23 protein-coding genes are annotated in these 21,460 nt (G+C 69.6%); 13 read left to right on the forward strand and 10 right to left on the reverse strand.

Going from position 1 to position 21,460, the window contains the following annotated elements; genetic code table 11:
* Positions 1–64 precede the first annotated feature (64 nt).
* Positions 65–490 carry a DUF4307 domain-containing protein gene (locus Q5716_RS03375; RefSeq protein WP_305001677.1) on the reverse strand — a complete coding sequence of 142 codons (426 nt, stop codon included), beginning with the start codon at positions 488–490 and terminating at the stop codon, positions 65–67.
* A 60-nt stretch (positions 491–550) separates the two neighbouring features.
* On the opposite strand from Q5716_RS03375, the gene Q5716_RS03380 reads away from it, so the two are divergent.
* Positions 551–793: a hypothetical protein gene (locus Q5716_RS03380; RefSeq protein ID WP_305001678.1), complete on the forward strand. Its 243-nt coding sequence runs from the start codon at positions 551–553 to the stop codon at positions 791–793.
* On the opposite strand, the gene trhA is transcribed toward Q5716_RS03380, so the two are convergent.
* A complete protein-coding gene (trhA, locus tag Q5716_RS03385; RefSeq protein ID WP_305001679.1) occupies positions 790–1,509 on the reverse strand; it encodes a PAQR family membrane homeostasis protein TrhA in 720 nt (239 codons plus the stop codon). The genes Q5716_RS03380 and trhA overlap by 4 nt on opposite strands.
* A 64-nt stretch (positions 1,510–1,573) precedes the next feature.
* On the opposite strand from trhA, the gene Q5716_RS03390 reads away from it, so the two are divergent.
* The 5 genes from Q5716_RS03390 to Q5716_RS03410 all read left to right on the forward strand — a co-directional run bounded on the left by Q5716_RS03390 (position 1,574) and on the right by Q5716_RS03410 (position 6,479).
* Entirely contained in the window at positions 1,574–2,359 is a 786-nt protein-coding gene (locus tag Q5716_RS03390; protein WP_305001680.1) for an isoprenyl transferase, read from the forward strand.
* Entirely contained in the window at positions 2,356–3,483 is a 1,128-nt protein-coding gene (locus Q5716_RS03395; protein WP_305001681.1) for an aminotransferase class V-fold PLP-dependent enzyme, read from the forward strand. Before Q5716_RS03390 ends, Q5716_RS03395 begins: the two co-directional genes overlap by 4 nt.
* A gap of 189 nt (positions 3,484–3,672) precedes the next feature.
* The gene (gene phoH2, locus Q5716_RS03400; RefSeq protein WP_305001682.1) at positions 3,673–5,019 is read left to right on the forward strand and encodes an RNA 5'-3' helicase PhoH2; all 1,347 of its coding nucleotides are present in this window, start codon (positions 3,673–3,675) and stop codon (positions 5,017–5,019) included.
* Between the two features lie 75 nt (positions 5,020–5,094).
* Positions 5,095–5,859: a hypothetical protein gene (locus Q5716_RS03405; protein ID WP_305001683.1), complete on the forward strand. Its 765-nt coding sequence runs from the start codon at positions 5,095–5,097 to the stop codon at positions 5,857–5,859.
* Between the two features lie 53 nt (positions 5,860–5,912).
* On the forward strand, positions 5,913–6,479 hold the full coding sequence (locus Q5716_RS03410) for a prepilin peptidase (protein ID WP_305001684.1): 567 nt from the start codon (positions 5,913–5,915) through the stop codon (positions 6,477–6,479).
* On the opposite strand, the gene Q5716_RS03415 is transcribed toward Q5716_RS03410, so the two are convergent.
* From Q5716_RS03415 to xseA, 5 genes are read right to left on the reverse strand one after another with little or no spacing between them, the layout of a single operon-like run.
* Positions 6,454–7,848 (reverse strand): class II fumarate hydratase, encoded by a 1,395-nt coding sequence (locus Q5716_RS03415; RefSeq protein ID WP_434056579.1) that lies wholly within the window; start codon positions 7,846–7,848, stop codon positions 6,454–6,456. The genes Q5716_RS03410 and Q5716_RS03415 overlap by 26 nt on opposite strands.
* A 39-nt stretch (positions 7,849–7,887) precedes the next feature.
* Entirely contained in the window at positions 7,888–8,532 is a 645-nt protein-coding gene (locus tag Q5716_RS03420; protein ID WP_305001686.1) for a carbonic anhydrase, read from the reverse strand.
* Entirely contained in the window at positions 8,529–9,158 is a 630-nt protein-coding gene (locus Q5716_RS03425) for a DUF4245 domain-containing protein (RefSeq protein WP_305001687.1), read from the reverse strand. The genes Q5716_RS03420 and Q5716_RS03425 overlap by 4 nt, the downstream gene beginning before the upstream one ends.
* Positions 9,158–9,373 (reverse strand): exodeoxyribonuclease VII small subunit, encoded by a 216-nt coding sequence (locus Q5716_RS03430; protein ID WP_434056580.1) that lies wholly within the window; start codon positions 9,371–9,373, stop codon positions 9,158–9,160. Before Q5716_RS03430 ends, Q5716_RS03425 begins: the two co-directional genes overlap by 1 nt.
* A gap of 9 nt (positions 9,374–9,382) precedes the next feature.
* Entirely contained in the window at positions 9,383–10,606 is a 1,224-nt protein-coding gene (gene xseA / locus Q5716_RS03435) for an exodeoxyribonuclease VII large subunit (protein WP_434056581.1), read from the reverse strand.
* 34 nt (positions 10,607–10,640) lie between these two features.
* On the opposite strand from xseA, the gene Q5716_RS03440 reads away from it, so the two are divergent.
* The 4 genes from Q5716_RS03440 to Q5716_RS03455 are packed head-to-tail and all read left to right on the forward strand — an operon-like array spanning position 10,641 to position 14,564.
* Positions 10,641–11,732, forward strand: coding sequence for a 4-hydroxy-3-methylbut-2-enyl diphosphate reductase (locus Q5716_RS03440; RefSeq protein WP_434056582.1), 1,092 nt, complete (start codon positions 10,641–10,643; stop codon positions 11,730–11,732).
* Entirely contained in the window at positions 11,725–12,219 is a 495-nt protein-coding gene (locus Q5716_RS03445; RefSeq protein WP_369523967.1) for a DUF6264 family protein, read from the forward strand. The genes Q5716_RS03440 and Q5716_RS03445 overlap by 8 nt, the downstream gene beginning before the upstream one ends.
* Position 12,220: 1 nt before the next feature.
* Positions 12,221–13,444, forward strand: coding sequence for a sensor histidine kinase (locus tag Q5716_RS03450; protein WP_305001690.1), 1,224 nt, complete (start codon positions 12,221–12,223; stop codon positions 13,442–13,444).
* Positions 13,434–14,564, forward strand: a complete 1,131-nt coding sequence (locus Q5716_RS03455; RefSeq protein WP_305001691.1) for a hypothetical protein — start codon at positions 13,434–13,436, stop codon at positions 14,562–14,564. The genes Q5716_RS03450 and Q5716_RS03455 overlap by 11 nt, the downstream gene beginning before the upstream one ends.
* A 25-nt stretch (positions 14,565–14,589) precedes the next feature.
* Here Q5716_RS03455 and fbaA read toward each other — a convergent pair whose 3' ends face one another.
* Positions 14,590–15,615, reverse strand: a complete 1,026-nt coding sequence (fbaA, locus tag Q5716_RS03460) for a class II fructose-bisphosphate aldolase (RefSeq protein ID WP_305001692.1) — start codon at positions 15,613–15,615, stop codon at positions 14,590–14,592.
* A gap of 147 nt (positions 15,616–15,762) precedes the next feature.
* On the opposite strand from fbaA, the gene glpX reads away from it, so the two are divergent.
* Positions 15,763–16,755, forward strand: a complete 993-nt coding sequence (gene glpX / locus Q5716_RS03465; protein WP_305001693.1) for a class II fructose-bisphosphatase — start codon at positions 15,763–15,765, stop codon at positions 16,753–16,755.
* A gap of 109 nt (positions 16,756–16,864) precedes the next feature.
* On the opposite strand, the gene Q5716_RS03470 is transcribed toward glpX, so the two are convergent.
* Positions 16,865–18,235: a DNA recombination protein RmuC gene (locus Q5716_RS03470; RefSeq protein WP_305001694.1), complete on the reverse strand. Its 1,371-nt coding sequence runs from the start codon at positions 18,233–18,235 to the stop codon at positions 16,865–16,867.
* Positions 18,236–18,297: 62 nt separating this feature from the next.
* Here Q5716_RS03470 and Q5716_RS03475 point away from each other — a divergent pair, with 62 nt between their 5' ends.
* Together Q5716_RS03475 and Q5716_RS03480 are read left to right on the forward strand one after the other, a co-directional pair.
* On the forward strand, positions 18,298–19,218 hold the full coding sequence (locus Q5716_RS03475; protein ID WP_305001695.1) for a LysR family transcriptional regulator: 921 nt from the start codon (positions 18,298–18,300) through the stop codon (positions 19,216–19,218).
* A 75-nt stretch (positions 19,219–19,293) separates the two neighbouring features.
* A complete protein-coding gene (locus Q5716_RS03480) occupies positions 19,294–20,787 on the forward strand; it encodes a CoA-acylating methylmalonate-semialdehyde dehydrogenase (RefSeq protein ID WP_305001696.1) in 1,494 nt (497 codons plus the stop codon).
* Between the two features lie 13 nt (positions 20,788–20,800).
* Here Q5716_RS03480 and Q5716_RS03485 read toward each other — a convergent pair whose 3' ends face one another.
* The gene (locus tag Q5716_RS03485; RefSeq protein ID WP_305001697.1) at positions 20,801–21,397 is read right to left on the reverse strand and encodes an exonuclease domain-containing protein; all 597 of its coding nucleotides are present in this window, start codon (positions 21,395–21,397) and stop codon (positions 20,801–20,803) included.
* Positions 21,398–21,460: the final 63 nt, after the last annotated feature.

Consider the following 21,460-nt stretch of genomic DNA (forward strand, 5'->3'; position numbering starts at 1 on the left):
GGTGTCTCCTTACAAGAACGAAACCGGCCACGCATGGCCGGTTCCTGGAATGATTCCGACCAGCCTAGGTGAGCCAGCAGCGGTAGATCAACCCGGTGACGGCGCGCTCCGTGGTGCGCAGCTCCTGCGAGAAGTCACGGGTGCGGGCATCCGAGGCCGGCACATCGACGACCGTCCAGCCGACGATCGCGAAGGTCGAGTTGAGCGCTTGCACCGCGCACCGCGCATCGGTGCCGGGGTCGACCGAGAACTGCCACTCGACGGTCACCGTCGAGTCGTCGACGATGTCGTGGCCGGTGTCCTTCACCTCGAACTGCGCGGGCGCCCCGAGCAGCCCTCCCCACCACAGCCAGAGGACGAAGACCACCGCGAACGCGATGGCGGCGATCACGACAACCACCCGGGTGCGCCGAGCGTCGCGGGGTGTGCGTCCGTAGCGTGCCGCGAGGGCGTCGGTCACGCGGTCGGCGGGGTCGAGGGGGCTGGTCACGGCGGGCTTTCGTTAGGCTTTACACCTAGGCTACGCGAGCAGGAAGAAGATCGACGGCACATGCTCATTCTCTGGATGCTCGACCCCACCCCGAGCCCGCTGCCCGCGTACGAGGGCGACCCGAACCTCGTCACCCCCGGCGTCGTCGGCTTCGCCGTCACCTTCATCATCGCGGTCGCGACCGTGCTGCTCGTGATCGACATGACCCGGCGCGTCCGCCGCATCCGGTATCGCGCCGAGGTGACCGAGCAGCTCGAGGCCGAGCGCTCCGCATCCGAGCCGAAGGATGCGACGGGAGACTAGCCGAGGATCGGCGGGTGGATCGCGATCAGGAAGATCGCGGTCCAGTGGCACAGGAACGCGAGCAGCGTGCACGTGTGGAAGAGCTCGTGGAAGCCGAACCGTCCCGGGAACGGGTTGGGCCGCTTCAAGCCGTAGAAGACGGCGCCGACGGTGTAGAGCAGTCCTCCGACGAGGATGAGGATCATCGAGACCCACGCGGCCTGGAAGAAGTCGACGATGAACATCATCGCCGCCCAGCCGAGGAGCACGTAGAGAGGCACGTAGAGCCAGCGGGGGGCGCCGATCCAGAAGACGCGGAAGCCGATGCCGAGCAGCGCCCCGCCCCAGACGAGCGAGAGCAGGATGATCGCCTTGTCGGTGGGCAGGCACAGCACCGACAGCGGGGTGTAGGAACCCGCGATGAGCAGGAAGATGTTGGCGTGGTCGATGCGCTTGAAGACCGCCTTCACCCTCGGGCTCCAATTGATGCGGTGGTACAGGGCCGACGTGCCGAAGAGCAGGAGCGAGCTCGCGAAGAACACCGCCGAGCTCGCCTTGGCGGCGACTCCGTCGGCGAGCACGACGAGGATGACGCCGAGCGCGATCGCCGCGGGGAACGTGCCCGCGTGGATCCAGCCACGCCACGTCGGCTTCTTGTCGACAGCCTGGTACGCGATCGCGTCGTCGAGCAGCGGGACGTTGGGCAGGTCGGCACCGGGTTCCGTCTCGACGGTCATCCCGCCACTGTAGGCCCGCTTTGTTACAGCAAGCTGTGCGCGCCCGGTGGACTAACGTTGGCGTGTGAGTGAGCGCCAGGTTCCGTTCGGCAGGGGACTGCTCTACGGCCTCTACCAGAACCGGCTTCGGCGACAGCTGGCCGCTCGGGACCTGCCGCACCACGTCGCCATGATCATCGACGGCAACCGCCGATGGGCTCGGCTCAGGGAGCTCGAGACCGCTGCGCACGGGCACCGCGCGGGAGCGGCGAAGTACCGCGAGTTCCTCGAGTGGTGCGACGACCTCGGGATTCGGGTCGCGACGCTGTACCTGCTCTCGACCGACAACCTCACGGGGCGGGGGAGCGATGAGCTCGAGGGACTGTTCGAGATCATCGGAGACCTCGCCGAGGACCTCTCGCACTTCCGCGACTGGCGGATCCAGCACGTCGGCTCGGTCGAGGGTCTCCCGGCGGGGCTGCGGGAGAGGCTCGCCGAGGCCGAGAAGCGCACTGCCGAGAACACCGGCCTCCACGTCAACCTCGCCATCGGCTACGGCGGCCGGCGCGAGATCGCCGACGCGATGCGCAGCATCGTGGAGAAGCACCAGGAGAAGGGCGGCACGCTCGACGACCTCGCCGATCTGCTCACCCCCGAGCTCATCAGCGAGCACCTCTACACCGGGGGACAGCCGGACCCCGACCTCATCATCCGCACCTCGGGCGAGCAGCGCATCAGCGACTTCATGCTGTGGCAGAGCGCGCACAGCGAGCTCTACTTCGTCGAGGCCCTCGGCCCCGACTTGCGCGAGGTGGACTTCCTCCGCGCCCTGCGCGACTTCGGACGACGGCATCGGAGGTTCGGCCAATGACGGCGCAACTATCCCTGGACGACTACCTCGAACGGTTCACCGACGAGCCCGGCTACCTCGACTTCGCGCGCGTCGGGCCGGTCGGGCGCACAGTGCGTGACGAGGAGAGCGCGCAGTCGAGCCTGCTGGGACGGGCGCGGTTCGGCACCCTCGCGACCCTCGCCGAGCAGGATGCGCGGGCGCGGGCGGCGGTCGCGACAACTCTGCGCTCCCGCGACGAGCAGGTCGTGTTCCAGCCCAACACGAGCCAGGGTCTCATGCACGCGCTGTTCGGTCTCGACGGCCGCATCGCGATCTCGCCCGCGGAGTTCCCGAGTCTCACGTTCGCAGCGCAGCGCGCCCACGATGCTGTGGGGAGGCTTGAGCCCGTATGGCTGGAGCCCGATCACGGACGCGTCACCCCGGGCGCCCTCCGCGAGCGCCTCACCGACGACATCACCGCCGTGGGCGTGAGCCTCGTGGACTTCCGCACCGGCTACCTGCTCGACCTCGAGGGAGTGCGGGAGGTCGTGGGAGACCGCTTCCTCGTCCTCGACGCGATGCAGGGCTTCGGGCTCGTCGACGCTCCGTGGCACCTCGCAGACGTCGTCGTCTCCGGCGGGCAGAAGTGGGTCCGCGCCGGCTGGGGCACCGGATTCCTCGCCCTCAGCGATCGCGCGGCGGAGCGGCTGTCGCCCCTCCTGTCGGGGTTCTCAGCCACCGACGCCGAAGAGACGCCCCTCGACGAGGTCCTGCCGCCCACGCGCGGTGCCGCGGCGTTCCAGATCAGCCATCCCGACCCCGTCGCCCAGGCCCGGCTCGCGGCCGCGCTCGAGGAGCTCGCGATGGTCGGCTCCGCTGCCGTTCTCGAGCGGGTCGCCGAGCGCGTCTCCCAGATCATCGATCTGGCCGACGAGTTCGGTGTCGAGGTGGTCTCGCCGCGCGACGAGCGCGAGCGGGCCGGCATCGTGGTGCTGCAGCCCCGGCTCGACCGGCTGACGATCCTCACGGCATCCCTGCACAACCACGGCATCACCGCGACCACCCGCGGCGGCGCCGTTCGGCTCGCTCCTCACGCGACCACGGACGACGAGACGATCGGGATGCTCCGTGCCGCCCTCATCTCGTTCGCGACCGCCGCATAGTTAACCTGCCCGACACACGCCGCGCGGGCGTGTCGCGCCGATCCCGTCGGCAATCGCGCCTAGCGTCAACTCATCAGGTATGGCGCCTGATCGGGACGGCCACGTAAGTTCGTCTCGCGATCTGTGCTAACCCACAGCGGCCGTCTCGCGGAGTGGATCCGGGGGTCACCCCGGGTGTGAGGAGCGCACGTGGCCGAGCTAGCCCAGCCGAAGCAGACGCAGGATCGGACGGGAGGCGCGGCGACAGCCGAGCGCACCTACGTCCTCGATACCTCGGTTCTCCTGTCGGATCCGAAGGCGGTCTTCCGCTTCGCCGAGCACCACGTCGTGCTGCCGGTCGTCGTCATCACGGAGCTCGAGGCCAAGCGCAACGATCCCGAGATCGGCTACTTCGCGCGGCAGGCCCTGCGCAACCTCGACGAGCTGAGGGTTCAGCACGAGCGCCTCGACTTCCCGATCGCGGTGGGTGACGGCGGGTCGCTGCGGGTCGAGCTCAACCACTCCAACATGTCGGTGCTCCCGTCGGGCCTGCAGCTCGGCGACAACGACTCGCGGATTCTCGCGGTGGCGATGAACCTCGCCGCCGACGGGCTCGACGTCACCGTCGTGTCCAAGGACCTCCCGCTCCGCGTCAAGGCCGCCTCGATCGGCCTCGCCGCCGAGGAGTACCGGGCCGAGCTCGCCGTCGACTCCGGCTGGACCGGGCAGGCCGACATCGACTTGAGCTCCGAGCAGATGGCCAAGCTCTACGACGAGGAGGTGCTCCACTCGCGACTCGTCCAGGATCTGCCCGTCAACACCGGACTCGTCGTGCACTCCGACCGCGGCTCGGCGCTCGGGCGGGTGACGGGACGCGGCGAGTTCAAGCTCGTGCGCGGGGACCGGGACATCTTCGGGCTGCACGGCCGCTCGGCGGAGCAGCGCCTCGCGATCGACCTGCTCCTCGACCCGGAGGTCGGCATTGTGTCGCTCGGCGGTCGCGCGGGAACCGGCAAGTCCGCCCTCGCGCTGTGCGCGGGGCTCGAAGCCGTGCTCGAGAAGCAGCAGCACCGCAAGATCATGGTGTTCCGCCCGCTGTACGCGGTCGGCGGCCAGGAGCTCGGATTCCTGCCGGGCGACGCCGCCGAGAAGATGAACCCCTGGGCCCAAGCGGTGTTCGACACCCTCGGCTCGGTGGTCTCGCAGAACGTCCTCGACGAGGTTCTCGAGCGCGGGATGCTCGAGGTGCTGCCGCTCACGCATATCCGGGGTCGCTCCCTGCACGACGCGTTCGTGATCGTCGACGAGGCGCAGTCGCTCGAGCGGAACGTGCTCCTGACCGTCCTCAGCCGCATCGGTCAGAACTCCCGCGTCGTGCTCACGCACGACGTGGCCCAGCGGGACAACCTCCGCGTCGGTCGTCACGACGGCGTCGCATCCGTCATCGAAACGCTCAAGGGCCACGCGCTCTTCGGCCACATCACGTTGTCGCGCTCGGAGCGGTCCGCCATCGCCGCTCTCGTCACCGAGATGCTCGAAGGCAACGAGCTCGCATAACAACTCGCTGACAATACGTCAGCTCGCATCGAGTCGATTCCCACCCCGCGGCGCTGACCGCGTAGGGTCTACGTCGTGGGGTGGGTCTTCGGTATCGTCGCGTTCTCGCTGGGACTGCTGTTCCTGTGGGGGCTCGTCGCGCCGCGTGGTCAGTGGCGCTCGCTGGTCGGCTGGAGCGTCGCCGACGAGCACGACGCGGAGCCCGGCGGCACCGCCTACGGTGTGCGCCGCCTCGTCTCGGGGCTGGCCCTCGTGAGTCTCCTCGCCGTCGTCGGAGTGTCGGCCTCGAGCGCGATCGCCCGCACGCCCACCCAGGAGCGGCCCGAGACGCCCCTCCAGGCCATGTGGGGCACCGTCGCCCCGACGGTCGTCAACCGCATCGTCACCTCGGCGCCGGGAGCGCCTCCCGGACTCGTGGAGATCCCGGTCGCCGCCTACCAGGACTTCGAGGACGACATCCCCGGCTACGTCACGCGCCTGCGCGAATTCGAGCTCCTCGGTGATGCCGACCCCAACGGACTGGTGGGTGATCTCCCGCCCGTCGGCAATGGGGCCCTCGACTTCGCCGACATCGTCATCAACGTGCGCGGTCCCATCCTGTGCATCCCGCGCGCGGTCGTGCTCGTGCAGACCGACACCGAGGTGCGAGTCGGCGTCTACTACGGACTGCCGACGGCCGACGACGGCACCGAGCGAGACAGCGTCGCGGGATGCCCCGTCGACTCGACCGTGACCGGCTCGATCCTCATCCCGCTGCAGCTCGCGGCACCGCTCGGTGAGCGACCCGTCGTCGCCCTCGACGGGACGCCGATCTCCGAGGTCCCCGTTATCGAGGAGTAGGCCTGTGGATGCCCGCCCCCCGGCATCCGGCGACCCCGGCTAGCCTCGCGCTCATGCGCTCCGCCGACGCCACCACATCGACCGTGTCCTGGCGCACCGCCACCGCAGGCTGGGGACTGCCCGCCGCCGCGACGCTCGCGGTGCTCGCGGTCGCATCGACGGGCATCGAGCCGCGCGCGCTCCCGGCCCTGTATCTCGCCGTGGTGTCGCCCGCTCTCGCCGCGATCGATGTGCGCGAGCACCGTCTCCCGAACCGACTCGTTCTCCCCGGTTTCGCCGTCGGACTCGTCGGCGCGGCGGGGCAGTGGGCGGTCTCCGGCGTGTTTCCCCTCGTCGCGCTCATCGCGGGTGCGGGCTATGGTGCGGCGCTCCTGCTGCTCGCCGTCCTCGGCGGCATGGGCATGGGCGACGTCAAACTCGCCGGAGTCCTCGGCCTCTCCGCCGGGCTGGTCTCGGTTGATGCGGCGGTCGTCGCGCCGGTGACCGCGTTCCTGATCGGGGGAGTGGGCGCCGTGGCCGCGCTGCGGGGTGGCCGCCGGGCGGGCATCCCGTTCGGGCCCTACCTGCTGGCGGGGTACTGGATCGCGCTCGTGATCAGCCGGGGTGCGTCATCGACATGACGTCGAGGGCGGTGTCGAGCTGCTCGAGGGTGACCTCGCCCCGCTCCACGAACCCGAGGTCGATGACGGCCTCGCGCACGGTGATTCCCTTCGCGACGGAGTGCTTGGCGATCTTCGCCGCCGACTCGTAGCCGATGATCTTGTTGAGCGGCGTCACGATCGAGGGCGACGACTCGGCGAAAGCTTTGGCCCGTTCGAGATTCGCCTCGAGACCCACGACCGTCTTGTCGGCGAGCACGACAGTGGAGCTCGCGAGCAACCGGATCGACTCCAGCAGAGCGGTGCCCATGACGGGGATCGCGACGTTGAGCTCGAAGCTACCGGAGGCGCCGCCCCACGCGATGGTCGCGTCGTTGCCGATCACTCGGAAGCACACCATCAGGACGGCCTCGGGCACGACGGGGTTGACCTTGCCGGGCATGATCGAGGAGCCGGGCTGCAGGTCGGGGATGTGCAGCTCTCCGAGCCCCGTGTTGGGTCCCGAGCCCATCCAGCGCAGATCGTTGCAGATCTTGATGAGGGAGACGGCGATGACGCGCAGCGCGCCGGAGGCCTCGACGAGGCCGTCGCGCGCGCCCTGGGCCTCGAAGTGGTCGAGTGCTTCGGTGATCGGCAGCTCCGAGTCGGCGGCGAGCACCTCGATGACGCGCTGAGGGAAGCCGAGCGGGGTGTTGATGCCGGTGCCGGTCGCGGTTCCGCCGAGCGGCACCTCGGCGACGCGGGGGACGGAGGAGCGGATGCGCTCGATGCCGAGGCGGATCTGGCGCGCGTAGCCTGCGAACTCCTGGCCGAGGGTGACGGGCGTGGCATCCATGAGGTGTGTGCGGCCAGACTTGACCGCCGTCTTCCACAGCTCCGCCTTGGCCTCGAGGGCGACGGCGAGGTGCTCGAGCGAGGGGATGAGGTCGTTGAGCAGGGCGCTCGTGACGGCGATGTGGACCGAGGTGGGGAAGACGTCATTGGACGACTGCGACGCGTTGACGTGGTCGTTGGGATGCACGGCTGAACCGAGCGACTCGCTCGCGAGGTGCGCGAGCACCTCGTTCATGTTCATGTTCGACGACGTGCCCGAGCCCGTCTGGTACGTGTCGATCGGGAACTGGTCGTGGAACTCGCCGGCGATGATGCGGTCCGCGGCTCCGACGATCGCCTGCGCGATACCGGCGTCGATGATGCCGAACTCGCCGTTGACGATGGCGGCGGCGCGCTTGATTCGCGCGAGCGCGATGATCTGCGCCGGCTCGAGCCCCGAGCCGGAGATCGGGAAGTTCTCCACCGCCCGCTGCGTCTGCGCGCCGTAGAGGGCGCTCGCGGGAACCCGCACCTCGCCCATGGTGTCGTGCTCGATTCGGTACTGCGGTTCGGTCACTTCGCTGTGCATCTTTCGCTGAGGGGTGGGGACGGGGTTCTAGAGTCCGGTGGGGGCGTCCGCGAGGCCGACGGTCACGTCGGGCTCGGCGCGGCCCTCCAGGAGGCGGTAGTTGGCGCCGACGATGCCCAGCGTACCGGCGGCGACCGCCTCGCGGATGAGCTCGGATGCCTCGAGCAGCTCGGTGATCGTGTCCCGGAGGTGCTCGCGGCCGACGGCGTGGGCGTCGATCGCGGCCGGGTCAACGCGCCGGTACTGCGCGACACGGCGCACGGCGGGCAGGATCGGGGCGATCAGGTTGGTGATGTGCGGCGTCAGCTCGGGTGCCTGGGGGCCCTGCGAGTCGATGGCGGCGCGAACCGCACCGCACTCGTCGTGCCCGAGGACGACGATGAGCGGCACGTGCAGCACCCCGACGGCGTACTCGAGCGAGCCGACGACCGATTCCGAGATGACCTGACCCGCGTTGCGGACGACGAAGAGATCGCCGAGCCCCTTGTCGAAGATGATCTCGGCCGCGAGCCGCGAGTCGCTGCACCCGAACAGGGCGGCATCCGGGAACTGGGCCGGGGCGACCTCGGTGCGGCGCTCGACGTCCTGCCGGGGGTGCGCGGGGGTTCCCGCGACGAAGCGCTCGTTGCCGCGGAGCATGTCGGCCCAAGCCTGGGCGGGGGTCGTCGTCATTGTCCTGCCAGTTCTGTCGAGAGGGAGGTGGCGATGAGGTCGAACTCGGCGTCGGCGGCGGTGCCGTGCAGCACGATCGTCGAGTCGCCGGCGGTCGTCGACATCGCGAAGGCGTGGTTGCCGGGGTCGGGTGAGGTTCGGTTGTCGTAGAGCGTCCACTCGATCCCGTCGATGGTCGTCGACCCGGTGGGCTCGAGGTCGTCGACGACCGAGGCGAGCCAGGTGGCGTTGGCGCCGATGCCCTGGTTGAGGGCGATGAACTCCTCGCCGGGGGTCAGGTAGCCCACGTACCACGTGGGCACCTGCTCCGTGGTGCCGAATCGAGCGGCATTGGCCGACCAGCCGTCGGGCAGGGCGGGGACGAGGAGCGGGGCATCCGCTCCGGCTTGCGCCTCCGCGGCGGTCGACGAGACGTCCACAGCCGGGCGGGGTCCCGGGTCGGGGCGCACCACGACGACGACGAGGAAGAGCACGATGCCGAGGGAGGCGATCGTCGCGACGACGAGGTTGAAGAGCGTCTGGTTGGCGCGCCGCTTGGCGGAGGCCGCCGCGCGACGGTCCGCGGTCTCCTGGGGGGTCTCCGGTCGGCCGAGCTCGGCGACGACCGCGGGCTGCTTCTCGGCCATCACTCCGCCGCGGCCCGGGCGGCGTCGAGGCGCTCCTTCGCGCCCTTCAGCCACTCCTCGCAGCGCGCGGCGAGGGCCTCGCCGCGCTCCCACAGGGCCAGCGAATCCTCGAGGGTCGCCGACCCCTGCTCGAGCTCGTTGACCACGCGGATGAGCTCGTCGCGCGCCTGCTCGTAGCTGAGGGCGCTGACGTCGGGGGTCGATTCCGGGGCCACGATTCGATCCTAACTGGCGGGGCGGGGGTCGACCGTGGTCGCGACCTTGCCGTCGCTCACGGTGAGCAGGAGGGAGGTGCCGGGGGTCGCATCCGCCGTCGAACGCAGGGCACGGCCATCCGGGAGCTGGGCGATGGCGTAGCCGCGCGCGAGGGTGCGCTGCGGAGAGAGCGCGCGCAAGTGGCCGGCGAGCTCGCCGACCCGCGTCGTCGATCGCTCGAGCACGCGCTCCACGAGGTCGCGGCTGCGCGACACATAGCGGCCGAGCTCCTCGGCGCGGGAGTCGACGATCCACGTCGCGCTCGAGAGCGCCGGCCTCGAGCGGAGCGCCTCGATTCGGTCGATCTCGGTCGAGATCCGCTGGGTGACCCGCAGTCGCACGGATGCCCGTGCCTGCTGTACTCGAGCGAGTTCCTCGGCGACGTCGGGCACGACGCGCTTGGCGGCGTCGGTGGGGGTGGATGCCCGGAGGTCGGCCACCTCGTCGAGGAGAGGCCGATCGGCCTCGTGGCCGATAGCGCTCACGATCGGGGTTCCGCTCGCGGCGGCCGCCCGCACGAGGGTCTCGTCGCTGAAGACGAGGAGGTTCTGGAAGTCGCCCCCGCCGCGCGCGACGATCATGACGTCGACCTCGGGGTCCGCGTCGAGTAGTCGGATGGCGGAGGTCACCTCGCCCGCCGCGCGATCGCCCTGCACGGCGGCGTGGACGACGCGGAACCTCACGGCGGGCCAGCGCAGCTGCGCGTTGCGCAGCACGTCCTTCTCGGCGTCGCTGTCCTTGCCGGTGATGAGGCCGATGCAGCGGGGGAGGAACGGCAGCGGCCGCTTGCGGTCGAAGAGCCCCTCGGCGCGCAGCGTCTGGCGCAGCCGCTCGAGCCGCTCGAGCAGGTCGCCGAGGCCGACGTGGCGCATCTCGAACACCTGCATCGTGAGCGTGCCGCCCTTGACCCAGTAGTTGGGCTTGACGGCCGCGACGACGCGGTCGCCCTGCTTGAGGTCGGCGGGGATCTTCGCCCTCACCGACGACCAGATCGTGAAGGAGATGGTGGCGTCGGCCTCGAGGTCTTTCAGCTTGCCGTAGACGTTGCCGCCCGACACGCCCCACTGCGTGATCTCCCCCTCGACCCACGCGGTGCCGAGCCGGTCGATCCAGCCCTTGATCTTGCTGGAGAGCAGCGCGACCGGCCACGGGGAGTCGACGGTCGACGGGGCGTCGTCTGCAGCCACGGCCACCGGACCTTTCGCTTGTGTCTCCTAGAATTGACGGGTGGGCACCATTTCCAACGGAGCGGTCACGTCGCTCGACGTGCCGACGATTCCCTCCCGCCGCGAGCGGCTCAAGGATACCCCGGCCCCCCGACCCAAGAGGGTGATCCTCGCAGCGCCTCGGGGATACTGCGCGGGTGTGGATCGCGCCGTCATCGCCGTCGAGAAGGCGCTGACGAACTTCGGCGCGCCCGTCTACGTGCGCAAGCAGATCGTGCACAACATCCACGTCGTCTCCACCCTGGAGAAGAAGGGCGCGATCTTCGTCGACGACGTCGCCGAGGTGCCCGAGGGCGCCCACGTCGTGTTCAGTGCGCACGGCGTGTCGCCCGCCGTCGTCCAGGGCGCCAAGGACCGCAACCTGCAGGCGATCGACGCGACCTGCCCGCTCGTCACCAAAGTGCACCGCGAAGCGACCCGCTTCGCCCGCGACGACTACCAGATCCTCCTGGTCGGCCACGCGGGACACGAGGAGGTCGAGGGCACGATGGGGCACGCGCCCGAGCGCACGACTCTCGTCAACAGCCCCGCGGATGTCGCGACAATCGAGGTCGACAACCGCGACCGGCTCGTATGGCTCTCGCAGACCACGCTCAGCGTCGACGAGACGATGGAGACCGTCCGCCTGCTGCGCGAGCGATTCCCCACTCTCCAGGACCCGCCGAGCGACGACATCTGCTACGCGACCCAGAACCGACAGGTCGCCATCAAGAAGGTCGCCGAAGAGGCCGAGCTGGTGATCGTCGTCGGCAGCGCCAACAGCTCGAACACCGTGCGCCTCGTCGACGTCGCCCTCGAGAACGGAGCGCGCGCCGCGCACCGCGTCGACTACGCGAGCGAGATCCAGCAGGAATGGCTCGACGGGGTCTCCACGATCGGCGTCACGAGCGGGGCATCCGTGCCGGAGGTTCTCGTGCAGCAGGTGCTCGACGACCTCGCGGACGCGGGATTCGCGGATGTCTCGACCGTCGTCACCGCGGAGGAGGACCTCATGTTCTCGCTCCCGAAGGAGCTCCGCACCGATGCGCAGGGCAACCCCGACGAGCGCGCCCTCGGAGGCAGGCGCCGCCTCGACTGGCAGAAGGATGACTGAGCCCACTCCGGACCCGCGGCCTCAGCCGCGCTGGGGGCAGTACGCGGACGTGCCGCCCCCGGCTCCGCAGTACCCGCCGCCGAGCATCCCGGAGCCCGCGCCCGAGCCGGAGCGGCGCCGCACGGGCGACATCGTCCTCACCACGGTGCTCCTGCTCGTCGGCGTGTACGACGTCGTCGCGCAGTGGCCCCTCTACGCCTCCCTCGGCTCCGCGTTGCAGGAGGCGTATCGAGTACAGGGGATCGGCGAGTTCACCTCGATCGGACTCGCTGATTCGATGGGCGTGGTGCTGAACATCGTCAGGGCGGGCCTCCTTGCGGTCGTCGTCGCGTGGTCGCTCGTGCGGATCGGGCGCCGCAAGCGCGCCTTCTGGGTGCCGCTCGCGGGCGGGGTCCTTGCCGGCATCGTCGCCATCGGCTTCCTTTTCGCGATCATCCTGCAGGACCCGGCGTTCCTCGAGTACGCGCAGCGGACCGCGGGAGGCTGACGTGCGCGTCGCCGTCCTGCCCCGGGATGTCGCGGCGCGCGTCATCACCGGAGCGGCCGCGCGCTCGTTCAGCGCGGTCAACGCCGTGCTGTTCGCACTCAGCATCCCGATGCTCGCGGAGTATGCGACCACGCACGACATCGGGGCGATCGCCGTCATCCCCTACCTCGTGCTCGTCGTACTGCTCGCTGTCACTGTGGGGATGGTCATCCGCCCATCGCGAGTCGGGCTCGCCGTGTTCCTCGTGCTCGGCACGGCCGGCGCCATCGTGTTCCAGGTCACCCTCGTCGAGGCCCGGCCGGACGTGCTGCACGAGGCGCTGTACCTGTTCAACAGGCCCGCGACCGCGCTCGTGCTGGCCGGGGTCACAGCCTCGACCGTGCGGGCGGGCATCCTGTGGGCGGTCGTGGGGTTCGGACTCTCCACCGGCGTGACCGCGACGACGGCCGTCCTCACCGGCACGCCGTTCACCTCCGGCTACGGTCCGGTGCTCACCCTCGTTCTCGTCGTCGTCGTGTACGGTGCCTTCGGTCTCATCCAGGTGAGCTTGCGTCGGCGCGTCCCCGACCTCGACCAGCTCGAGGAGCAGACCCGCCGTGGTGCGTACACGGAGGGGCTGCGGGACCGCGTGACGGCGACGGTCCACGACACCCTCCTCAACGACCTCGCCCTCGTCATGAACGCGCCCGACGAGCTCGACGACCGGATGCGCTCGCGGCTTCGCGAGGACCTCGCGACTCTCTCGAGCCCCGACTGGCTCCGCGAATCGGCCGACATCGTCGTCGACGCGCAGGACTCCGAATTGCGTAACCGCATCAGCACCCTCCTCAACGACCTGCAGTGGCGCGGCCTCACCGTGCACGTCACTGGCAGCGGCAGCGGAATCTATCGGCTCGCGGCCGGAGTGCCCGACGTACTCATCGACGTGCTCCGCGCCTGCCTCGAGAATGTGCTGCAGCACTCCGGTGCGACCGTTGCCGAGGTCGACCTCGGGGGCACCGATCGCGAGATCACGTTCGTCGTGAGCGACCAGGGGCGCGGCTTCGACCCCGAGACGATCGCCGAGGACCGGCTCGGCCTCACGCACTCCGTCGTCGAGCGGGTCCGCGCCATCGGCGGGTCGACGCGCATCTGGTCTGCCCCGGGCGCCGGCACCTCGATCGTCGTCCGCGTGCCCGTCATCGACCAGGTCACCCGGCACGAGGAGGCCGGCCATGGCGCGTAGCCGCTACGTGGTGCTCTCGGCGCAGCAGGTCGACCCGTTGAGCTGGTTCACCGGGCCGTACCTCCCGCTCGCGCTCTCCGGGCTCATCTTCGTGAGCGGGGCGGTCATCACCGCGACGTCGTGGTCGACGAGCGAGCATCCCTGGCTCCAGCTCGCCGGACTGCTGCTCAACGTCATCGCCGCCCTGCTCATCCACGTGCGGACGCGACCCCTGCAGAGGCCGATCGGCTGGGGCACGGGGACCCTCGCCCTCGCGACCTCGATCCTCGGCCTCGTGCTCTCGGCGCTCGACTACCGCGGTACCGAGCTCAACCTGAACCTGTGGTGGGGGCCGGCGGCTCCCGCGATCATCCTGCTGTGCCTGTCACCGTATCTGCCCGCCCGCACGATGTGGGTGCTCGGCAGTGCGACCACGATCGTCACCGTCGGGGCGAGCATGGCGATCCTCTACCCGGTCAACGACTATGTCGGCCCGGTGATGACGGCGGTGATGATCGGCTTCCCCGTCGTCATGGCGACGGCGGCCTCCACGCTGTTCGCCTACTCGCTGGTGAGCACCATGCTGCCGATGCTCGAGAGTCCGTCGCGCATCATGGTCGTCGGCCAGCAGGCGCGGGACGAGGCGGTGGCCGAGCTCGAACACAAGACCGTCGCGCGGCTTATCGGCCGAGCGCGACCCTTCCTCGAATCCGTCGCCGACGCCGGACGCGTCACCCCGGAGGACCGCGCTCTCGCTGGGCAGCTGGCCCGGCGGCTGCGGGACGACCTGATCACCCAGGCCAGTGAAAGCTGGCTCGACTCCATCGCATCGACTTCACGGCTCGTCGTGGTGGACCCGGATCGACTCGCCCGACTCATGACGAACGCGCAGCGCACCGCGGTGCTGGCGATGCTGCGCGCGATCCTCGAGTCGCCCGAGGCGGACAGCGACTCGCTCATGATCGAGTTGCGCCGAGCACCGGACGGCTCGACGGCGGCAGCCATCAGCATGGACCTCGCCCTCCCGGAGGGAAGGCGCATCATGCACTTCGCCCCGTACTACTTGACGCTGAAGACCGCCGTCGACGACCTCGAGTTCGACCGGGACCGGCTGACGTTCCGAATCCCGCCGCGCAACTGACCCGTGCGCGGCGGGAGAGGGGCCGCTACTTTCCGGAGTGCCCGGCCGAGCCGAGCTGCTGCGTGGCCTCGACCACACGGGCCGCCATCGCGGTCTCGGCGAGCTTGCCCCACGCGCGCGGGTCGTAGATCTTCTTGTTGCCGACCTCGCCGTCGACTTTGAGGAAGCCGTCGTAGTTGCGCAGCACGGTGTCGGCGATGGACCGGCTGTAGGCGTACTGAGTGTCGGTGTCGATGTTCATCTTGACGACGCCGTTCGCCACCGCCGTCGCGATCTCCTCGTCCGTCGAGCCGGAGCCGCCGTGGAAAACGAGGTCGAGCGGCTTCGGGCCCGTGCCGTACTTCGCCGCGATTCCGTCCTGGATCTCCTTCAGGAGCTCGGGTCGAAGCTTCACATTGCCGGGCTTGTAGACGCCGTGCACGTTGCCGAATGTCAGGGCCGCCATATAGCGGCCGTTGTCACCGAGGCCGAGCGCCTCGACGGTCTGGATCGCGTCATCCAGCGTCGTGTACAGGTGCTCGTTGATCTCGTGGCTGACGCCGTCCTCCTCGCCGCCGACGACGCCGATCTCGACCTCGAGGATCGCGTTGATCGCCTTCATGCGAGGCAGGATCTCCTTCGCGATCTCGAGGTTCTCGGCGAGCGGCACGGCCGAGCCATCCCACATGTGCGACTGGAAGATCGGGTTGCGGCCCGCCTTGACCTCGGCTTCCGAGGCCGCGATGAGCGGCATGACGAAGCCATCGAGGGCGTCCTTCGGGCAGTGGTCGGTGTGGAGGGCCACCGTGATCGGGTAGTTCTTGGCGACCTCGGTGACGAACGCGGCGAACGCGAGAGCGCCGGATGCCCGTGCCTTGACGCTCTGGCCGGCGAAGTAGTCCGCGCCGCCCGTCGTGACCTGGATGATCCCGTCGGAGCCCGCCTCGGTGAGGCCCTGGAGCACCGAGTTGATCGTCGACGACGACGAGACATTGATGGCGGGGTAGGCGAAGCCGCGCGACTTCGCCTTGTCGAGCATCTCGGCGTACTGGTCTGGGGTGGCAACGGGCATGCGAGCGTCTCCTCGAAGAAGTCAGGTGGTGGCGGTGAAAGTCTAGCGATCCGGGATTCGGGCGGGCGCCGACCGGTAGGCTGGGCGGGCTGGTTCACCGAACGAACTGCCACCACAGCGTTTCGACCCTCCACGCAGGAAGTCCTCATGCTGTCCACCGAAACGGGAACGCTGTTCCTCCACCCCGACCGCAACCTCGCCCTCGAGCTCGTCCGAGCGACGGAGGCCGCGGCCATCCGTGCCGTGCCGTTCATCGGCAAGGGCGACAAGCTCGGCGCCGACGGTGCCGCCGTCGACGCCATGCGCAAGTTCCTCGGCACGGTCGACTTCGAGGGCACCGTGGTCATCGGCGAGGGCGAGAAGGACCAGGCGCCCATGCTCTTCAACGGCGAGCGGGTCGGCACCGGTCGTGGCCCGGCGTGCGACATCGCCGTCGACCCGATCGACGGAACGTCGCTCACGGCGGCGGGCCGCCAGAACGCGCTGTCGATGATCGCCGTCTCCGACCGCGGGACGATGCTGGATGCCTCGAGCGTGTTCTACATGAACAAGATCGTCACGGGCGCCGAGGGCCACGGCGTCATCGACATCCGCAAGCCGATCGGCGAGAACATCCGCGCCTTCGCGAAGGCGAAGGGCAAGCCCGTGGACGAGATCGTCGTCGCGGTGCTCGACCGCCCCCGCCACGCCCAGCTCATCGAGGACATCCGGGCCACCGGCGCCGGCACCCGCCTCATGCTTGACGGCGATGTGGCGGGAGGCATCAATGCCGCGCTGTACGGCACGCGCATCGACATCTGCGCGGGCATCGGCGGCAGCCCGGAGGGTGTGGCGACGGCGTGCGCGATCAAGGCTCTCGGCGGAGTCATCCAGACCGTTCTGCACCCCAAGGACGACGACGAGCGCGGGCGAGGGCAGGATGCCGGGCTCCTGTTCGACCACGTCTACGACGCCGATACCCTCGTGCGCAGCGACAACACGTTCTTCGTCGCGACGGGGGTCACCGACGGCGGGCTCGTGCAGGGCGTGAAGCGCCTGGGGCCGATCATCCGGACCGAGTCGATCGTGCTGCGCTCGCACTCGGGCACGATCCGCCGCGTGACGGCCGACCACCAGGCCGAGAAGTGGCTGGGGGAGTAGCGCTCTAGCCGCCGAGTTGCGACTTAAGCATCTTCCGTGACCATGAATCGGGCCGGGAAGATGCGTAAGTCGCAACTCGAGTGAGGGCGCGCCCGGAGGACCTCCGCGACTAGGCCGTCTTGCTCGACTTCTTCGGCTGAGCGACCGGCAGGTCGGGGATGTCGAGCTCGGGGCGAGCGACGCCCTCGATCTCGTCGAGCGCGGCGAGCTCGAGCTCGACGGCGGTGAGCTGCTTCGGCCGGTTCTCGATGATGCCGGGGGCGGGGATGACCTTCGACTCGTCGAGGGCGTCGAGCTTGCGCGCCGTCACGAAGACCCGCGATTCGAGGGATGTCGCGAACTGGTTGTAGCTCGACACGGTCGAGTCGAGCGACCGGCGCAGCTTCTCCGCGTGCTCGCCGAGAGTCGCGAGTCGACCGAACAGCTCCTTGCCGAGGTCGAAGAGCCGCTTGGCGTCCTCAGTGAGTACGTCCTGCTGCCAGGTGAAGGCGACTGTCTTGAGCGCGGCCCAGAAGCTCACCGGGGAGGCGAGCAGCACTCGCTTGGAGAACGCGTGCTCGAGCAGCGACGGATCCTGCTCGAGTGCGACCGAGAGGAGCGACTCGTTGGGGATGAACGCCATGGTGAACTCGGGGCTCGCCTCGAGGCCGGTCCAGTAGTTCTTGGCCGAGAGCGCGTCGACGTGGGCGCGCACCTGCTTGGCGTGCTGGGACAGCAGGGTCGCGCGTCGTGCGGCCTCCTCGCCGGTCGCCGTAGCCGGGATCGCGCTCGCGTCGATGTAGGAGTTGTACGGCACCTTCGAGTCGACGGCGATCGACTTGCCGCCGGGAAGGTTCAGCACCATGTCGGGGCGGCGGGAGCCCGACTCTGACAGGATCGTCGACTGCTCCGTGAAGTCGACGCGGTTGATGAGGCCCGCCGACTCGACGAGCGTGCGCAGCTGGGTCTCGCCCCACACGCCGCGCGTCGCGTTGTTGCGCAGAGCCGACGCGAGCGACTCGGCGGTCGCCCGGAGCCGCTCCTCCGACTCGGTCGCCGCGCGAAGCTGCTGGGTGAGCTCGCCGTGCTGCTGGCTGCGCTGCTGCTCCAGATCGGCCACTTTGAGCTGCATCGCCCGGAGGGTCTCCTGCACGGGCGTGAGGGCCTGCAGCACCTTCGAGTCCCGCTGCTCGCGATCGGCTTGCGCCTGAGCATCCGCGCGCTGGCGGTCGATCAGGCCGCGGTACTGCTCCTGCGTGTCGACGAGCTGCTGCTGGACCGTTTCGAGGCTCGCGAGCGCTGCGGACAGGCGAGCGTGCACCTCCGACCGCGCTTCTGCCTCCTGAGCGCGCACCTCGGCGACGACAGCGGCGTGGCGGGCCTCGAGCACTGCCGGATCCACACCGTCGGCGCGGCGCGAGCGAGCCACGAGTACGCCGATGACCCCGCCGAGCGCGACGCCGACGGCCAGCCCGACCAGGAGAGCGAGGAGAGGGTCCATGCCGACAGTGTGCCAGCAGCCTCGGACATCGTCGGGCCGCAACCCCGGCATAGGGTGAACCCATGGCGACCCCGGCTCCCGATCCGCTCGACGTCAGCACGGACGACCTCCGCTACCTCCTGGCCGTGGCGCGCTCCGGCCGTCTCGTCTCCGCGGCGACCCTCCTGGGCGTCGATCACACCACCGTCCGCCGGCGGCTCGACCGCCTGGAGGCGGCCCTCGGCGTCCGGCTCCTCGATCGCGGCGCCGACGGCTGGGAGCTCACCGCGATCGGTCGCGACGTCGCGGCGCGCGCGGCTCCGCTCGAGCACCTCGTCGAGGAGGTGCTCGGCGCAGCGTCCGGCGGCAGCGACACCGTTCGCGGCACGGTGCGACTGGTCGCCCCGGAGGCGTTCGGCACGCTCTTCGCGGTGCCCGCCCTCGCGCGGGTTCAGCGGGAGCATCCCGGCGTCACCGTCGAGCTCGTGACGTCCACCCGTCCGCTGAGCCTGCGGGGCTCGGGGTTCGACCTCGCGGTCACGGTCGGGTCGGCCGCGAGCTCGCGGCTCGCGAGCGAGTCCCTCGCGCCGTACTCGGTGCGGCTCTACGCGTCTCGCGGCTACGTGGCCGAGCATCCGCCCATCTCCTCGCTCGGCGACCTCGAGCGGCACCCGCTCGTCTTCTACGTCGACGCGCTGCTCACGGTGCGCGAGCTGGATCTCGCGCCGGTGCTCGGCGGGATGCACGTGCGCTTCGGCTCCACGAACGCGTTCGCGCAGCTCGAGGCGACGAAGGCGGGTGCGGGTATCGGCCTGCTGCACGCGTTCATGGCCGACCGCGACTCGGACCTCGTGCCGGTGCTGCCCGAGCTCGTGGACTTCCGGGTGCAGTTCTCGCTGTCGGTGCGGCGCGACGCTCTCGCCGTGGATGCCGTGCGCCTCGTCCGCGACGCGCTCGTCGAGGAGGTTGCCGCCCGCCGGCATGAGCTCGTGCCCGGCGATTGAGAATCTGCAGAATCGCAGATTGCATGTGCGTGTTCAGCCCTTGATCGCAGATCGACACCCGGTCAGACTGGGCCCATGACTGACATCCTCGACCACTGGGTGAGCGGCGCGTCGTTCGCCGGAGCATCCACCCGCACCGCCCCCGTGTACAACCCCGCCGAGGGGTCGGTGTCGCGCGAGGTGCGCCTCGCGACCGTCGCCGACGTCGATACCGCCGTGCAGGCGGCGAAGGCCGCGTTCCCGGAGTGGTCCGAGGCATCCGTCGCGAAGCGCCAGGCGGTGATGTTCGCGTTCCGCGAGCTGCTCAACGCGCGCAAGGACGAGGTCGCGGCGATCCTCACCAACGAGCACGGCAAGGTGACCTCCGACGCCCTCGGCGAGGTGGCGCGCGGCATGGAGGTCGTGGAGTTCGCGACGGGCATCCCGCATCTCCTCAAGGGCGAGATCGTTCAGAACGTCTCGACCGGCGTTGACGTCTACTCCGTCAAGCAGGCGCTCGGAGTGGTGGGCATCATCAGCCCCTTCAACTTCCCGGCGATGGTGCCGCTGTGGTTCTTCCCGGTCGCGATCGCGGCGGGCAACACGGTCGTCCTGAAGCCCTCCGAGAAGGACCCGTCGGCGGCGATCTGGATGGCTCAGCTCCTCAAGGAGGCGGGCCTGCCCGACGGCGTCTTCAACGTCGTCCACGGCGACAAGGAGTCGGTGGATGCCCTGCTCGAGCACCCCGATGTCGCGTCCATCTCGTTCGTGGGCTCCACCCCGATCGCCAAGTACATCTACGAGACCGCGTCGAAGAACGGCAAGCGGGTGCAGGCCCTCGGCGGCGCGAAGAACCACATGCTCGTGCTGCCGGATGCCGACCTCGACCTCGTCGCGGATTCCGCCGTCAACGCGGGCTTCGGCTCGGCGGGCGAGCGCTGCATGGCGATCTCCGTCGTCGTCGCCGTCGAGCCCGTCGCGGACGACCTCATCGCGAAGATCACCGAGCGCATGTCGGGGCTGACCGTCGGCGACGGCACGAAGGGCTGCGACATGGGCCCGCTCATCACGAAGGAGCACCGCGACAAGGTAGCGGGCTACATCGACGTCGCGATCGCGGACGGCGCCGAGGTCGTCGTCGACGGCCGCGGCGTGAAGGCCGACGGCGGAGCGAACGGCTTCTGGCTCGGCCCCACCCTCATCGACAAGGTGCCGACGACGTCCGACGTCTACACCCACGAGATCTTCGGCCCGGTGCTCTCCGTCGTGCGAGTGAAGACCTACGAGGAAGGGCTCGCGCTCATCAACGGGTCGCAGTACGGCAACGGAACGGCGATCTTCACCAACGACGGGGGAGCGGCCCGCCGCTTCCAGCGCGAGGTGACCGTCGGGATGGTCGGCATCAACGTGCCGATCCCCGTTCCCGTCGGCTACTTCTCGTTCGGTGGCTGGAAGGACTCGCTGTTCGGTGACGCCAAGGCTTATGGCCCGCACTCGGTCAACTTCTTCACCCGCGAGAAGGCGGTCACGAGCCGCTGGCTCGACCCGAGCCACGGCGGCATCAACCTGGGCTTCCCGCAGAACGGGTAGCCCTCCGGGGCGCTTACGCCGAGAGCGGCACGTCGGCTGCCAGGGCGCCGAGCCGCTTCATCCGCGCCCCGGTGAGCTCGGCGAGCTCATGCATGGAGTCGGCTCCGTGGCGACGCGCGGCGTGGACGATGATCGCCGCGCACGCCTGGGCATCGGCGAGGGCGTTGTGGTGCTCGAAGTCCTCGAAGCCGGCGGCCATCGCCGCCGACGGCAGGCGGTAGGAGTCGAGGTGATAGGTCTTGCGCGCGATCTGCAGGCTGCACAGGTAGTCGTGCACGGGGGTCGGGACGAAGCTCGCGCGGCTCACGGAGTCGATCACGCCCATGTCGAAGCTCGCGTTGTGGGCGACGAGGACGTCGTTCTCCGTGAACGACGTGAAGTCGTGCAGCTGCTCGCTCCAGAACGGCGCGTCGACGACATCCGCGGCCATGATGCCGTGGATGCGCACGTTCCACTCGAGGAACGAGTCGTAGCCGATCGGCGGCTTGATGAGCCAGTACGCCGAGTCGACGACCTCGCCGTCTCGGACCTTCACCATGCCGACCGAGCACGCGCTCGCAGCGGAGTTGTTGGCGGTCTCGAAGTCGATCGCGGTGAAGTTCAGCGGCACACGCCGATCGTCACACGGGGCACCGACGCTGCCGCGGAGGGCACGCCGCACCGCTGTGATGTC

Source organism: Antiquaquibacter soli (assembly GCF_030580675.1).
GTDB classification, from domain to species: Bacteria; Actinomycetota; Actinomycetes; order Actinomycetales; family Microbacteriaceae; genus Rhodoglobus; species Rhodoglobus soli.